This window comes from Streptomyces sp. NPDC001843 (assembly GCF_042891955.1).
Classification (GTDB): domain Bacteria; phylum Actinomycetota; class Actinomycetes; order Streptomycetales; family Streptomycetaceae; genus Streptomyces.
Genome location: NZ_JBIATQ010000019.1, coordinates 109,967 through 124,685, shown reverse-complemented (window position 1 = coordinate 124,685; position 14,719 = coordinate 109,967). Strand labels below are relative to the sequence as shown.

8 protein-coding genes are annotated in these 14,719 nt (G+C 73.3%); 3 read left to right on the top strand and 5 right to left on the bottom strand.

Annotation, left to right across the window (positions count from 1 at the left end):
* Positions 1-518: 518 nt before the first annotated feature.
* Positions 519-1,073 carry a MarR family winged helix-turn-helix transcriptional regulator gene (locus ACFYZQ_RS35475; protein WP_389157027.1) on the bottom strand — a complete coding sequence of 185 codons (555 nt, stop codon included), beginning with the start codon at positions 1,071-1,073 and terminating at the stop codon, positions 519-521.
* Positions 1,074-1,207: 134 nt separating this feature from the next.
* Between ACFYZQ_RS35475 and ACFYZQ_RS35470 the strand changes: the two genes are divergently transcribed.
* Positions 1,208-2,473 carry an MFS transporter gene (locus tag ACFYZQ_RS35470; RefSeq protein WP_389157048.1) on the top strand — a complete coding sequence of 422 codons (1,266 nt, stop codon included), beginning with the start codon at positions 1,208-1,210 and terminating at the stop codon, positions 2,471-2,473.
* Positions 2,474-2,489: 16 nt separating this feature from the next.
* Here the strand turns inward: ACFYZQ_RS35470 and ACFYZQ_RS35465 are convergent, their stop codons facing one another.
* Positions 2,490-4,139 (bottom strand): SpoIIE family protein phosphatase, encoded by a 1,650-nt coding sequence (locus ACFYZQ_RS35465; RefSeq protein ID WP_389157025.1) that lies wholly within the window; start codon positions 4,137-4,139, stop codon positions 2,490-2,492.
* Positions 4,140-4,269: 130 nt separating this feature from the next.
* Entirely contained in the window at positions 4,270-5,646 is a 1,377-nt protein-coding gene (locus ACFYZQ_RS35460) for an NAD(P)/FAD-dependent oxidoreductase (RefSeq protein WP_389157023.1), read from the bottom strand.
* A 383-nt stretch (positions 5,647-6,029) separates the two neighbouring features.
* Between ACFYZQ_RS35460 and ACFYZQ_RS35455 the strand changes: the two genes are divergently transcribed.
* Both ACFYZQ_RS35455 and ACFYZQ_RS35450 read left to right on the top strand, forming a co-directional pair.
* Positions 6,030-6,806 carry a TetR/AcrR family transcriptional regulator gene (locus ACFYZQ_RS35455; protein WP_389157020.1) on the top strand — a complete coding sequence of 259 codons (777 nt, stop codon included), beginning with the start codon at positions 6,030-6,032 and terminating at the stop codon, positions 6,804-6,806.
* Between the two features lie 221 nt (positions 6,807-7,027).
* Positions 7,028-8,689, top strand: coding sequence for an RNA polymerase sigma factor (locus tag ACFYZQ_RS35450; RefSeq protein ID WP_389157018.1), 1,662 nt, complete (start codon positions 7,028-7,030; stop codon positions 8,687-8,689).
* Here ACFYZQ_RS35450 and ACFYZQ_RS35445 read toward each other — a convergent pair.
* Together ACFYZQ_RS35445 and ACFYZQ_RS35440 are read right to left on the bottom strand one after the other, a co-directional pair.
* Positions 8,676-11,948: a BTAD domain-containing putative transcriptional regulator gene (locus tag ACFYZQ_RS35445; protein ID WP_389157015.1), complete on the bottom strand. Its 3,273-nt coding sequence runs from the start codon at positions 11,946-11,948 to the stop codon at positions 8,676-8,678. The genes ACFYZQ_RS35450 and ACFYZQ_RS35445 overlap by 14 nt on opposite strands.
* 139 nt (positions 11,949-12,087) lie before the next feature.
* Positions 12,088-14,190 (bottom strand): asparagine synthase-related protein, encoded by a 2,103-nt coding sequence (locus ACFYZQ_RS35440; RefSeq protein WP_389157011.1) that lies wholly within the window; start codon positions 14,188-14,190, stop codon positions 12,088-12,090.
* Between the last annotated feature and the right edge of the window lie 529 nt (positions 14,191-14,719).

Genomic DNA, 14,719 nt, shown 5'->3' with positions numbered 1-14,719 from the left:
TATCAACATATCTGGCGTTGATTTTTGGCACGCTGTTGAGTTCTCAAGGAACGGTCGCTTCCTTTGTACTCACCCTCTCGGGCTTTCCTCCGGGCGCTTCCCTTCGGTCTTGCGTTTCCGACTCTATCAGATCTTTTCTCGATCCGATTTCCTCGGTGCTTTCCAGGTTTCCCGCTCTCACGGTTTCCCTTTCCGGCGCTTCCGACTCTATCAGATCCTTTCGGCGTCTGATTCCCCGTCAGAGGGGGTTGTCCTCCCGGCCCTTCGGCCGTTCCGACGTCTCAAACCTTAGCGGATCGTCTCTGCGATTCCCAATCGGGCCGCCGAGTCCCTATTCGAATTGAATTCGGGCACGCCGAAATCAACCCCGTCGGGAGATCGTACTAGTGGTTTGTGGTGCCGCTCGTGGCGGCGGAGGTGCTGCCAGAGAACCGTTACGGCTCCGTGGCAACCCGAAGAACCTTACGGATCGGGCCGGGGAGTGTCAAGCAACCCCTGTCAAGATCTTTTACTGCGGCTCAGTCGAGGTCGCTGAGCCGGCCGCCGGCGTCCGGCTGGGCGTGTTCCACCCGGCGCAGGAGCCTCGTCAGGACTTCGCCGAGGGCTGTTCGCTCCGCGGGGGAGAGGTCCTGGAGCAGGTCCTCCTCGAAGACGGTCGCCAGGCGCATGGCCTCCAGCCACTTCTCCCTCCCCTCGGGGGTCAGCTCCACGATGACGCGGACGCGGTTGGACTCGTCCCTCTCACGGGTGACCAGACCCTCCGAGACCATGCGGTCGATTCGGTGGGTCATGGCGGCCGGGGTGAGGCCGAGGCGCTTGGCGAGGTCGCTGGGGCCCAGACGGTAGGGGGCACCGGAGAGGACGAGGCCCTTGAGGACCTCCCACTCGGCGTTGCTGATGCCCAGGGCGGAGGTCTGGCGGCCGTAGGCGACGTTCATCCGCCGGTTCAGGCGTGACAGCGCCGAGACGATCTTCTCCACCTGGGGGTCCAGGTCCTGGAACTCGCGCTGGTAGGCGGCGATCTGCTCGTCGAGTGTCGGCTCGCTGCTGACGCTGCCGGGGGTGTCGGCCATGTGCGCAGTATCGCACGCGGTGCCTTTGCCTTTAAGTCCTTCGATATGTACTCTTCAACTCGAAAGTTTAGGTTCAAAGTCTTCACATCTAACTCGTTAGAGAGGTGAACGTGACCAGGGCGATGGGCGCAGCGATGCGCCGGATCCACGTGGGCAACGCACTCAGCGCGTTCGGGCTCGGCTTCACCGTCCCCTACCTGTACGTCTATGTGGCGCAGGTGCGGGGGCTGGGGGCCATGACGGCGGGGCTCGTCCTCGCGGTCTTCGCCGTGGCCGCGCTGATCGTGCTGCCGTTCGCCGGCCGGGCGATCGTGCGGCGCGGTCCACTGCCGGTCCTGCTCGCCGCCCTGGTCATGGCCGCGCTGGGGGCGCTGAGCCTGGGGCTGGCGGGCGGCTCGGTGACCGTACTGCTGTCGGCGGCGGCGCTGGGGGCCGGGCAGGCGGTGATGCAGCCGGCGCTGGCGACGATGATCGTCGAGTGTTCGGCGGCGGAGACGCGGTCGCGGGCGTTCGCGACGCAGTTCTTCCTGCAGAACCTGGGGCTGGGGGTCGGCGGTCTCATCGGCGGCCACCTCGTCGACACGACCCGGGTCTCCTCGTTCACTCTGCTGTTCGCGATCGAGGCGGCGATCTTCCTGCTGCTCGTCGTGATGATGTCGACCGTGCGGATGCCGCACTCGCCGCGGATCGAGGACGCGCCGGCCGGGTCGGCCGAGGGCGGCTGGCAGCAGTTGCTCGGGAACCGGGCGATGGTGCAGCTGTGCGTGCTGGGTTTCGTGCTGTTCTTCGCCTGCTACGGGCAGTTCGAGTCGGGGCTGAGCGCGTTCGGTGTGGAGGCCGCGGGGATATCCACCTCCGCGCTCGGTACCGCGCTGGCCGCGAACACGCTGATGATCGTCGTCGCGCAGTTCGCCGTGCTGAAGTTCGTCGAGCGGAGCCGGCGGTCGCGTGTGATCGCCGGTGTGGGTCTGATCTGGGCAGTGGCCTGGCTGGCCGCGGGGTACGCGGGCCTCGGGCACGGCAGCCGGGAGATGGCGACCGCCGCGTTCGTGTCGACGTACGCCCTGTTCGGGCTGGGTGAGGCGATGCTGTCGCCGACGGTCGCCCCGCTCGTGGCGGATCTGGCGCCGGAGGGCATGGCCGGGCAGTACAACTCCGCTTTCGCCCTGGTGAAGCAACTGGCACTGGCCGTCGGGCCGGCGGTGGGCGGCCCGCTGGGCGCCTCGTTGCCCGCCCCGTACATCGTGACGTTCCTGCTGTTCTCGCTCGGCATCAGCGTGCTCGCGGTGCGGCTCGGCCGGTCGCTCACGGCCGCTCAGGACCGGCCTTGGGCGGCTGCCCGGAGCAGGGTCGTCGCCCGCGGCGGCGCGAGTGCCGAGCCGGTGATCGCGGAGGCGTAGGCCTCACCGGGGGTTCTCACGGCCGGGGCAGTACGAACTCGCACCACACGGCCTTCCCGCCTCCCGGTGTTTTACGGGAGCCCCAGTTCGACGCGATGGTGGCCACGATGGCGATGCCCCGTCCCGATTCGTCGCCCGGTTCCGCGCGGCGGCGGCGCGGGAGGTGGTCGTCGCCGTCGGTGACCTCGACGATGAGGCGACGGTCGGTGCGGCGCAGACGCAGGCGCGTGGGCGGGGTGCCGTGCTGGAGGGAGTTGGCGACCAGCTCGGACGCGGCGAGGACCCCGAGGTCGTGGAGGTCGGCCGGGAAGCGCCAGCTGGTCAGCACCCCGGAGGCGAACGCACGCGCGCGTGGGGCCGCCTCGACGCCGCCGAGGAGTTCCAGGGCGGCGTTGCGGAAGAGTTCGCCGTCGGGGCCGGTGCGGGCGGGGTGCTGGAGGACGAGGACGGCCACGTCGTCGTCGTGGTCGGCGGTGACGCCGGCCGAGCGGACCAGGCGGTCGCAGATGACCTGAGGGGTGCCGGTCGCGCCGGCGAGGGCGCCCTCGAGGGAGGCGATGCCCTCGTCGAGGTCCTCGTTGCGCCGCTCCACCAGGCCGTCGGTGTAGAGGACGGCGGTGGAGCCGGGGGCCAGCGGCACGGAGCCGGAGGCGTGCATCCAGCCGCCGGTGCCGAGCGGCGGGCCGGTCGGTTCGTCGGCGCGCTGGACGGTGCCGGTCTCGTCGCGGACGAGGATCGGCAGGTGGCCGGCGGAGGCGTACACCAGCCGGCCCTCGTTGGGATCGTGGATGGCGTACACGCACGTGGCGATCTGGTTGGCGTCGATCTCCGCGGCGAGTCCGTCGAGGAGCTGGAGGATCTCGTGCGGGGGGAGGTCGAGGCGGGCGTAGGCGCGGACCGCCGTACGGAGCTGGCCCATGACTGCGGCGGCCCGCACGCCTCTGCCCATGACGTCGCCGATGACGAGTGCGGTGCGTCCCCCGCCGAGGGTGATCACGTCGTACCAGTCGCCGCCGACCGCGGCCTCCGTGCCGCCGGGCTGGTAGGTGGCGGCGATGCGGAGGTCGTCGGGCTGCTCGAGTTCCTGCGGGAGCAGGGAGCGCTGCAGGGTCACCGCCGTCTCGCGCTGGCGGCGTTCGCTGGCGCGCAGGCGGGCGGCGGCCTCGGCGTGGTCGGTGACGTCGGTGGCGAAGACCAGAACGGCGCCGCCGGCGCGCTCCGCGTCCTCGGCGACGGGGGTGCAGGTGAAGGTGTAGGAGCGACCGTCGAGGGCCTTGCGGGACTTGAGCGTGCGGGGTCTGCCGCTGCGCAGGACCTGGTCGAGGAGGGGCAGCAGGCCGAGTTCGGCCAGTTCGGGGAGCGCTTCGCGCGCGGGTGCGCCGAGGGGGCGTACACCGAATGCCGCGGTGTAGGCGTCGTTGACGTAGGCGATGCGGTGGTCGGGGCCCTGTACCAGGGCGACGAGGGCGGGGACGCGGTCGAGGACCTCGCGCGCGGGGAGTTCGTCGACGGCGGGTACGGGCGGTGTGCCGTCGGTCAGTTGTTCGGCGCGGGCGGCGGGCACGATGCCTTCTCCTGGCCGGTCCGGGGAGACCGTGTTCTCGGTCCGCGCTGCGGCGCGGCGCTGCGTTCCGGGGAGCCGGGCGCTCCAGCGCGTGAAGTTCACAGTGGGGAAAGCCTCGTGGGTGCTGTGGGCGGGCGGGCGCCCGTCCGAGATCGTGGGGCAGTCTGACAGGTGGCCGTCCGCGGCGACATCCGTCAGACGCCGGTAGGGGCCGTGGAGTTCCTGGGTCCGGTCAGGACGACCCCTTCGGGTTGTCCTTGGGGCTGTGAGGAGGTTTTCCACCGGCCGCCAGTTCGAACTCCGCACGGGGGTGTTCGAGCGATCCGAGGGAGACGATCTCCCGTTTGAAGAGTCCGGCGAGGGTCCACTCGGCGAGCACCCGGGCCTTGCGGTTGAAGGTGGGCACCCGGCTGAGGTGGTACACGCGGTGCATGAACCAGGCAGGGTAGCCCTTCAGCTTGCGTCCGTAGACCTGTGCGACGCCCTTGTGGAGTCCGAGGGAGGCGACGGAGCCGACGTATTTGTGGGCGTACGTCTCGAGGGGTTCGTCGCGCAGGGTGTGGACGATGTTGTCGCCGAGGAGCTTGGCCTGGCGGACCGCGTGCTGTGCGTTGGGTGCGGTGAGGGTGCCGGGTTCGGCGGCGGTGACGTCGGGGACGGCGGCGGCGTCGCCCGCGGCCCAGGCGTGTTCGGTGCCGTCGACGGTCAGCTGTGGGGTGCATGCGAGCCGGCCGCGCTCGCCCAGGGGCAGGTCGGTGGCGGCGAGCAGGGGGCTGGGTTTGACGCCGGCCGTCCACACGACCGTACGGGTGGGGAAGCGCTGGCCGTCGCTGAGTACGGCGACGCGGTCGACGCAGGAGTCCAGTCGGGTCTCGAGCAGGACCTGGATGCCCCGGCGGCGCAGCTCGGTGACGGTGTAGCGGCCCATCTCCTCACCGACCTCGGGCAGGATCCGGTCGGAGGCCTCGACGAGGATCCATTTCATGTCCTCGGGCCGGACGTTGTGGTAGTAGCGGGTGGCGTACCGGGCCATGTCCTCGAGTTCGGCGAGCGCCTCGACCCCGGCGTAGCCGCCGCCGACGAAGACGAAGGTGAGGGCGGCGTCCCGGATCGCGGGGTCGCGGGTGGAGGAGGCGATGTCCAGCTGCTCGATGACGTGGTTGCGCAGGCCGATGGCCTCCTCGACGGTCTTGAATCCGATGCCGTGCTCGGCGAGGCCGGGGATGGGGAGCGTGCGGGAGATCGAGCCGGGGGCGAGGACGAGTTCGCCGTAGGCGGCCTGTTCGACGGGGCCGCCCTCCTCGGTGGCGAGCGTGGTGAGGGTGGCGGTGCGTTTCTCGTGGTCGATGGAGGTCACCTCGCCGATGACGACGTGGCACTGGTCCAGTACGCGGCGCAGCGGTACGACGACGTGGCGAGGGGAAATCAGACCGGCGGCCGCTTCCGGTAGGAACGGCTGGTACGTCATATAGGGGTCGGGAGTGACGACAGTGATGTCGACGGCGCCCTGCCTGAGCTCCCGTTTCAGCTTTCGCTGAAGCCGCAGGGCCGTGTACATCCCGACGTAGCCGCCGCCGACAACGAGAATGCGCGCACGTTCCTTCACCATCCCATGACGCACCCGGCGCTGTTGTTTGTCCACAGCCACGACAATTTGTGTGACCGGCGCGCGGGCGTGCGCCGGGTTGGCCGGATCGGGGGATCGGGGCGAAAGCGGGCAGGTCAGAGCAGTCGGACCGGGCGACGCGAGGGTGCGGAACCGGGACGTATGCGCCTCGTACTCCGATCGGGGGGCGCTCTGTGCGGAACCTGCCCCTTCTGAATTGACAGGCTCTCAACTATGTTCGTGTCCACGGGGTGTAGGGCATGTGGTCGAACGGGTCCGCGACGGGCGGTCCCGAACGGTCGGGGAACGGCGCCTGATCGAGCACTCCGGAATTCAGTGGCGGGGAGAGTCTCCGGGGGGAGACGTCATTTACCGGGGGAACACTCATGCATGTTCAGGACACTCATTGGGCATCCGCGTCCGCCATCGCGCCCGGTGGCACGGCGGTGGGCGGGGCGATGACCGCGGCGGCGGGCAACGGACGCGGGAACGGTCCGCGGACGACGCCGCTGCGGGTGGACGCACAGCGCAACCTGGAGCACGTGCTGCGTGCGGCGCGCGAGGTCTTCGGCGAGCTGGGTTACGGCGCGCCGATGGAGGACGTGGCGCGGCGCGCGCGGGTCGGCGTCGGCACGGTGTACCGGCGCTTCCCGAGCAAGGACGTCCTGGTGCGGCGGATAGCCGAGGAGGAGACCTCCCGGCTGACCGACCAGGCGCGTGCGGCGCTCGGTCAGGAGGACGAGCCGTGGTCGGCACTGTCGCGCTTCCTGCGCACGTCGGTGGCGTCCGGGGCGGGGCGGCTGCTGCCGCCGCAGGTGCTGCGGGTCGGCGTCCTGGAGGACGGCGGCGACGCCGTGGCCGAGCAGGCGCGGGTGCCGCAGCAGCGGACGCAGCCGGGCGGCGGTGAGCTGCGGCTGGTGCCCGAACAGCCGGCGGCGGTGGCCGAGGGCGACGCGGGGGCGACGGCACTGCTCGACGTGGTGGGCCAGCTCGTGGAGCGGGCGCGCGCGGCGGGCGCACTACGGCCGGACGTGTCGGTGTCGGACGTGCTGCTGGTGATCGCGACGGCGGCGCCCGCGCTGCCGGACGCGGCCCAGCAGGCGGCTGCCTCGGCGCGGCTGCTCGACATCCTGCTGGAGGGGCTGCGGTCCCGGCCTGCGTGACGGGTCGAGGGCGTTTGCCCGGCAACGCTGACCGGCGCGGTCGGCATCCGGGCGGGGTGGGTTGACAGGGCCCTCCCCGTCCGGGTGACGCCCGTACCGTGCGGCGGCGGGTCCGCTCGGACGAGTGGAAGTCCGTTGCGGCGAAGCCCTCGGCGAAGGCCGCTGTGGCAGTCTGGCCCGGTGATCGGGTCGGGCTGGGCTGGTGGCGGGGGCTTTCCGCGATGAGTGGTGACGGGCGGGACGGGTCGCTCGGTGACGGTGACGCGGAGACCGGCGGGCTGACCTCCCCGCAGGTCCCTGGCCAGGGTGGCCGGGCTCCGTTACCGCAGGACCGTGCCGAGGCCGGTGTCCCGGCGCAGCGCGAGGGTGGCTTCGTACCGCCGCGGGGGCGACCGTCGGCCGACGGCGAGCTGATCGGGCGGATGCGCGCGGGCGACGACCGCGCGTACGAGGAGTTGTACCGGCGGCACGCGGACGCGGTCCGCCGATATGCGCGTAGCTGCTGCCGTGACGCGTACACCGCGGACGATCTGACCGCCGAGGTGTTCGCCCGCATGCTGCAGGCGGTGCGCGGCGGCTCGGGGCCGTCGCACGCCGTGCGCGCCTATCTGCTCACCTCGGTGCGGCGCGTCGCCGCGCACTGGGCGAAGTCGTCCCGGCGTGAGCAACTGGTCGACGACTTCGCGGTGTTCGCGGCGCAGTGCGCGCGCGTGTCCGAGGACGGCGGCACGGTGGAACCCGGTGCCGATGTCCGCGCGATGCACGAGGCCGAGGAGTCGTTGGCGATGCGGGCGTTCCGCTCGCTGCCGGAGCGCTGGCAGGCCGTGCTGTGGCACACCGAGGTGGAGAACGAGTCTCCGAGCCAGGTGGCCGCCCTGTTCGGGCTGGACGCGGGCGGCACGCGGGTGCTCGCCAGCCGTGCCCGTGAGGGCCTGAGGCAGGCGTATCTGCAGGCGCATGTCAGCGCGGCCCTCGCCGGTGACGAGGAGTGCGCCCGCTATGCCGACCAGCTCGGCAACTATGCCCGGCGCAGGCTGCGCACCCGTGCCGAGCGGGGGCTGCGGGGGCACCTTCAGGAGTGCGCCAGGTGCCGGTTGGCGGCCACCCAGATCGAGGAGATCGCCGGTGGCATCCCCGCCGTCGTGCCGGTCGCGGTCATCGGCTGGTTCGGTACCGCCGGGTACGCCAAGGCGCTCGGGATCGTCGTCGGTGGTGCCGGGGTGGGCGCCGCGGCCGCTGCGGGCGGCTCGTCCGGCGGGGCGGGCGGGGGCGGGGCGGTGGTCTCGGAGGGGCTGGGTGTGCCGGTGAAGGCCGGTATCGCGGCCGGGGTGGCCGCGGCCGGGGTGGCCGCGGTGGTGCTCACCCTGGTGAACCATCACGAACCTGCCGTGCGGACGGCCGCGCCCCCGCCGTCCGCGCCCGCGGTCCGTCCCGGGCCCCAGTCGCCGGTCCCGACACCCCCGGGGAAGAAGCCGGGGCACGCCCGACCGGTCGCCGTGGCCGAGGCGGTCCCGAGCCCGACCGCCACAGCGCCCCCCACCGCGGCCTCCGCCCCTGCGCATCGGCCGGACACCGGACCGACGCCGGCTTCGCCGTCCGCTCAGGCGTCGGCTCCGACGCGGACTCCGCCGCCTCCGGCCGAGCCGAGCCCCAGCCCGCCGCCCACCCCGGCACCTCCCCCGCCGACGCCGGCGGTCTGCCGGTGGGGCGAGCTGCGGTTCGACGTGACGGTGGTCTCCGTCACCATCGATCTGCACCGCTCCTGCGACGCTCGTGACGCACCGGCCGGCGTCCACGCCCCGACGCCGGGCCTCGGCAGGGTGTCCTTCTCGGTCGCCGTCCCCCTCGCGGACCGGGCTCGGGCAGGGTTCAGCCGGCGCTAGCGGTCGGGGTCCTGCCCAGCTCGCACAGCACGTCGTCCACGGTGAGGGTGGCGCCCCGGTCCCGCTCGGCCGTGTAGCGGTCGCCGGGCAGGATGGCGCGGGCGGCGGCGTCGATGCGCTCGGCCTCGGTGCGCTCCGGCTCGGGGCGCGGATGGCCGCCGCGCCAGCGCTCACCGGCGGTGAACAGCCGGACGGCGCCCGCCAGGTCGCCGAGCCGGGCCAGCAGGTCCGCGGCGATGTCCACGAGGGTCGCCGTGATCGTCTCGGCGCACCGCTTCTCCGCGGCCTCCCGCAGGGCGTCGGTGACGATCGGCAAGGCCTTCGCCGGACCGGACTCACCGGCCGTGATGAGGGCCTCCGTCGCGCGCAGTCCCGCCATGAACTGCGGCGGGGGTGTGCCGCGCCGCGTCTCCGCGCAGGCCTCCTCCCACAGCGTGCGGGCGTGGACGAAGTCCCCGCCGGCCTGCGCGAGGTGCGCCTGCAGCAGCAGGATGAACCCCCGGGCGTCCGCCACCCCGTACCGTTCGGCCGCCACGCTCGCCTCTTCCAGGCCGGCCAGCGCCTTGTCCCGGTTCCCGGACCGGTAGTCGATCTCGGCGAGGCGGGCGAGGAGGAACGGCGACTCGGTGTGGGCGCCCACCTCGTAGGCGAGCCGCAGCCCCTCCTCGTACTCGCTCCCGGCCTCGTCGAACCGGCCGCGCGCCATGGCCGCCTCGCCCGCCGCGCTGCACACCTGCGCCCGCATCCAGCGGTCCCCCACGCGTCGGGAGAGCACCCGCAGCTCCGCCAGGTCGTCGTCCACGCCCTGCAGGTTGCCGGGCGAGTCGACGACCATGTGGGTGCGGAACATCAGGAGGGTTCCGATCTCCCAGTCACCGCCGTACCGACGGCAGTTGGCGACCGCCTTGTCGAGGATGGCCCTGATGTCGTGCACCGGGCCGCCGTCCAGGTAGTAGCCGGTCATCGGCCAGACGAGGCCCGGCATGCGGGCGGCCCGCGGGCCGCCGCACTCGAACGCCTCCCGCACCCGGGCGAGGTAGGCGGGTCCCCGTTCGTCCGTCGCGAGCTCCGGGGTGCCCGCCTCGGACGTCAGGAGGAGTTGCAGCATCCGCAGGTCCATGCGCAGGTCGTACCGGGGGTGTCCGGCACCGCCGTCCGGGGCTTGGAGCAGGGCGTCCACCGGGTCGGCGGATTCGGCCAGGGCGGCGAGTTCCGCCGGCGGGGCGCCCTCGGGGGCGGTGTCCAGGGCGACGCCGAGGCGCAGGACGCGCTGCACCCACTCCACGGCCTCCTGGCGGTAGTTCCGCAGCCACCAGAACCAGCCCATGTCGAGGGCGAGCGCGCCGGCCTCCTCCTCGTCACCGGTGCGCACCGCCCGGTCGAGGGCCGCGCGGATGTTGTCGAGCTCGGTCTCCAGGCGGGTGATCCAGGGCAGTTGCTCCGCGGACCGCAGCAGCGGTTCGGCCTCCTCGACCAGCGCGCGCACCCACGCGCGGTGCCGTCGCTCGGCGGTCGCGCGCAGGCCGGGGGCCTCGGCGGCGCGCTCGGCGGCGTACTCGTGGATGGTCTCCAGCATGCGGTACCGCATGCCGCTGCCCCGCTCGCACGGCGCGGCCACGATCAGGGACTTGTCGACCAGGGCGCCGAGCAGCTCGGCCACCGGGCCGGTGCACACGGCCTCCGCCGCCGCGAGGTCCCAGCCGCCGGCGAACACCGCCACCTCGCGCAGCACCGTCCGCTCCGGCTCCTCGAGCAGTTCCCAGGACCAGTCGACGACGGCGCGCAGGGTCTGCTGGCGGGGCAGGACGGTGCGGCTCCCGGAGGTGAGGAGGCGGAAACGGTCGTCGAGGCGGTCCGCGATCTGCCGCGGGGTGAGCAGTCTGAGCCGGGCCGCGGCCAGTTCGATGGCGAGCGGCAGACCGTCGAGGCGGCGGCAGATCTCGTCCACGGCCGCGGTGTCCTTCAGCACGGCGGCGGCGTCGGGGCGTACCGTCGCCGCGCGTTCCGCGAAGAGGCGGTGCGCCTGCTCGGGGACGAGAGGTTCCACGGGGCGCACCGACTCACCGGGCACACCCAGGGGTTCGCGGCTGGTGGCGAGGATCGTGAGTCCCGGGCAGCGGGTGAGCAGCGTCTCGGCGAGGCGGGCGGCCGCGTCGATGATGTGTTCGCAGTTGTCGAGGATCAGGAGCAGGCTGCGTGGGGCGCAGTACTCGACGAGCAGGGCGACCGGGTCGGCCTGCGGGACGGCCAGCTCGTTGGTCATGAGCACGGTCTCGCGCAGTCCGAGCGCGCTGACCACCGCGCCGGGGACCGCTTCCGGCCGGTCGAGCGGGGCGAGCTCGACCAGCCAGGCCTGCGGATGCCCGGCGGCGGCCTCCTCGGCGAGACGGGTCTTCCCCGAGCCGCCCGGTCCGGTCAGGGTGACGAGACGGCCCCTGTGCAGGTCGGAACGAACCGCGTCGAGTTCGGGTTCCCGTCCGACGAAGGAGGTCAGCCGGGGGCGGAGGTTGCCGGTGCGGCGGGGCGGGGCCGGTGCCGGTGGTGTCTGCTGTTCGAGCAACGACGCGTGCAGCGCCTTCAGTTCCGGGCCGGGGTCGGTGCCCAGGGAGTCGGCGAGGGTGCGGCGGGCGGATTCGTACGCGGCGAGGGCGTCGGCGGTGCGGCCCGTGTCGCGCAGGGCGCGGATGAGCAGCGCGTGCAGGGGCTCGTCGTAGGGGTGGGTCGTGGTCAGTTCCGTCAGCTCCGGTACGACGGTGTGGGGGCGGCCGAGCCGCAGGGCCGCCTCGGCCCGGGCGCGGGTCGCCTCCAGGTGGAGGGCGTCCGGGCGGGTGGCGGCGGTGCGGTCGGGGAGGTCGGCCAGGGCGGGGCCGCGCCACAGCGCGAGGGCGTCGGTCAGGACACGGGAGGCGGTGGCCGGGTCGTCGCGGTCGAGGGCGGCGGCGCCGTCGCGGACCATGTGCTCGAAGACGAAGAGGTCCACGTCGTCCTCGCTCGCCGTCAGCCGGTACCCGCCGGGGTCGGAGGCGACGGCGTCCCTGCCGAGGCTGCGACGGAGACGGCCGACCAGCGCCTGCAGGGCGGCCGGGGCGTCCTGCGGCGGATCGTCCGCCCAGACCTCGTCGATCAGGGTGTCGTGGGTGACCGCGCGGCCGGGGCGCAGGGCGAGGGCGGTGAGCAGGAGGCGCAGACGGGGGCCGAGGGGTATGAGGGCGCCCTGGTCGTCCGTCGCTTGGGTCGGGCCCAGGAGTCTGTACCGCATCGGATCATTGTGGCGCCCTGGGAAGCGCCGGGTGCGTGTATTTCAGCCCGTCTGGGGGTGCCCCCTCCGGGGGAGTTTGAGGACGAGGCCGTCAGGCCGAAGCGGGGGCCTGGGGCGGCAGTCCCCAGGGGCGGTCCCGTCAGTACCGGGCGACCGACTCACCCCCGGAGGCCAACGCCCCCCGCCGCGGAGTGATCCCGGAGGGCACGGCACGAGCGCGGGCGGGTGTCCCCGTCCAGCAGGTGCCCCGGCGGGAGAGCAGGCGGCGCAGCCACAGTTCCAGGGAGACGAGGTCGGCGAGGCCGTCCAGGGGGAGGGGCTCGCCGGCCGCCGCGCCGCGCAGGGCCTTGCGGACGACGCGGGCCTCCACCAGTCCGGCCTCGGCGAGCAGGGGGGTGCCGAAGAGGGACATGAGGTCGTCGGCCGCCATCCTCAGCCCCGTGCGGGCGGCGGCGTCCGAGGAGGCGTGGGTGGGGGCGCCCCAGCCGGGCGGGAGGTCGGTGATGCCGGTGCCCTCCAGGACCGTGCGCAGGATGTCGGCGCGCGCCCCCGGCTGGACCCGGAGGGCCTCGGGGAGGTCGCGGCAGGCGCGGACGACCTGGTTGTCGAGGAAGGGGGCGTGCAGGCGCTGGAAGCGGATCTCGGCGGCCTGTTGGAGGACCCGGATGTCCGCCGCGTAGCGGGCCAGGGCGGCACGCGCGCGGTGGTCGCCGGGGCGCTGGCCGGGGCCGACGCCGGGGCGGTTCACCGCCCCCTGCAGCAGAACCGATACTTCAGCGAGTGCCTCCCCGGTCAGCCAACGTGCCGCCGGCCCGGGTCTGGCCCAGGTGAGCGCCGCGAGGGACGCTCCGACCGCGCCTGAGGGTTCCTCGAAACGGCGGCGCATCAGCCGCTCGGCGAGGGCCTCCACGCCGGCCCGGTACGGCGTCCGTGCCAGCCGCCGCGCCGCGCTGTACACGCGCGCGGGGACCATCACCGAGCCGTCCGCCTTGGCCAGCGCGGCGACCGGTCGCACCAGGTGGCGCCGTTTGCGGTCCATCAGCAGGTCCGCCAGGCGGGCGGGATGCGCGTCCAGGGCCTGGCGGGCGCCGTGTCCGGTGAAGTGGTCCGCGCTGCCGGCGGCGAGGCGCGCGCGGTGGCGGGCCGCCCAGATCAGAGAGGGCCCGGGTTCGTCGGTGAGCGGGCCGTCCAGGTCGGCGTAGGGAAGGACCTCCTCGCCGCCGGTCACGACGACGTGGTGCAGGCGCGGGTTGGCCGCGAGCGCTCCCGCGCGCTGGAGTTCGGCTTCCCGGCCGCCCACGGCCAGGTCGTTGAAGGTGACGGCGAGCAGCCGCTCCCCCGCGCCCGTGCCGTGGCCCAGGACGGTTCCCGGCCTGCCGGGAAGCCCGGCCGCGAGCAGGGCGAGGGTGCCGGAGCCCGGTCCGCCGGACAGGTCCGCGCCGATGCCCGGCACCGGCATTCCGCGGGCGGCCCGCCGCTCGGCGGGTCCCATGCCGGGTACGGGCCCGGGGTCTATGTCGGCTCCGGGGACGTGCCGGGGTGCGGAGAGGCGGGCGCGGACGGCGTCGACGAGTGCGTCCCGCACCGCGTCCACCGCGCGGTCGGGGTCGGCCGACGGCGCTGCCACCGCGAGGGAGGCGACCGGCTCGTACCCGGCGATCTCGCGCGCCCCCGCGCGCAGGATGAGCGCATGCCCCGGCGGAACGCGGCGCACGCCGTCGTACGGCGTGGAGTCGTACAGCGCGGCCGGTACCTCGGGGGCGGCGAGCAGGGCCGCGAGGTGGCCGAAGTCGAGGTTGGCCTCGATGAGGTCGGCGAGGGGCAGTGCGGCCGTCGCGTAGGCAGTGCCGCCGGCCCAGGGGGTGTGGAACACCGGGCGGGCGCCCGCGAGGTCGCCGCAGACGGTGACGCGGCGGCCGACCTGGACGACGGCCGTGTAGCTGCCCGGCCAGGTCGTCAGGTGTCTCAGTGCGCCTCCGCGCGCGGTGAACAGGCCGAGCCGCAGTTCCTCGTCGGAGGCGCCGCAGGTGCCCAGGACGGCGATGCGGTTCTGTGCGTCGGCCTTCACCACCCGCACCTCGTCGGGGCGCCAGTCGCCGACCGCCCACAGGGGGTCCGGGTCGCCCCACAGGAGTTGGGAACCGATCGGGTGCACGGTCTCGCCGTCGTCCCCTATGGCACCGGCGGAGCCGATTCCGGCGGCGCCCGTGGCGGTGCTGCTCCATCCCACCAACCACCGCATGGACGCCTCCACAGCCTGTGGACAACCAGTGCACCGTTCGAACCGGATCCCATGCTGCCATGAAGAACGCGCCCCCGAGTGATGACGGCGCCGCCTCGGATACCATCGGCGCGCCCACGCGCGCGTGCCCGTGCGGCAGTCGGGGAGAGGCCAACACCCGTACGGCACAGGGCGGCTGCGACACGAATGCGCCCCCGAAATGCTCCCCGAAAACGCCCTTCGCGCCCTCAACTACCGTGGTAGGAGCGGTGATCACCTGCGAAAGGCGGGGTCGATTTTCAGCCAAATTGGCGTGGCGCGCGCAGGCTTGCGCACGCTCCGTACATGCTCTGCGCAGTGCACAGAGTGCGCACAGTCCGGGAGGCGGGCATCGCCTCCCGGACCGGTCCGCCACCCGCGGGGATGAAGGCGGCGGTGTCCCCCAGCCCACTGGATCCAGTACAGCGGGCCGACCCACGCGACAGCCATGGAACCGCTCCCCCGGTGGCCGGAGTAGAGCGCACGGACGGGCGCACGGCCACACGGCGGG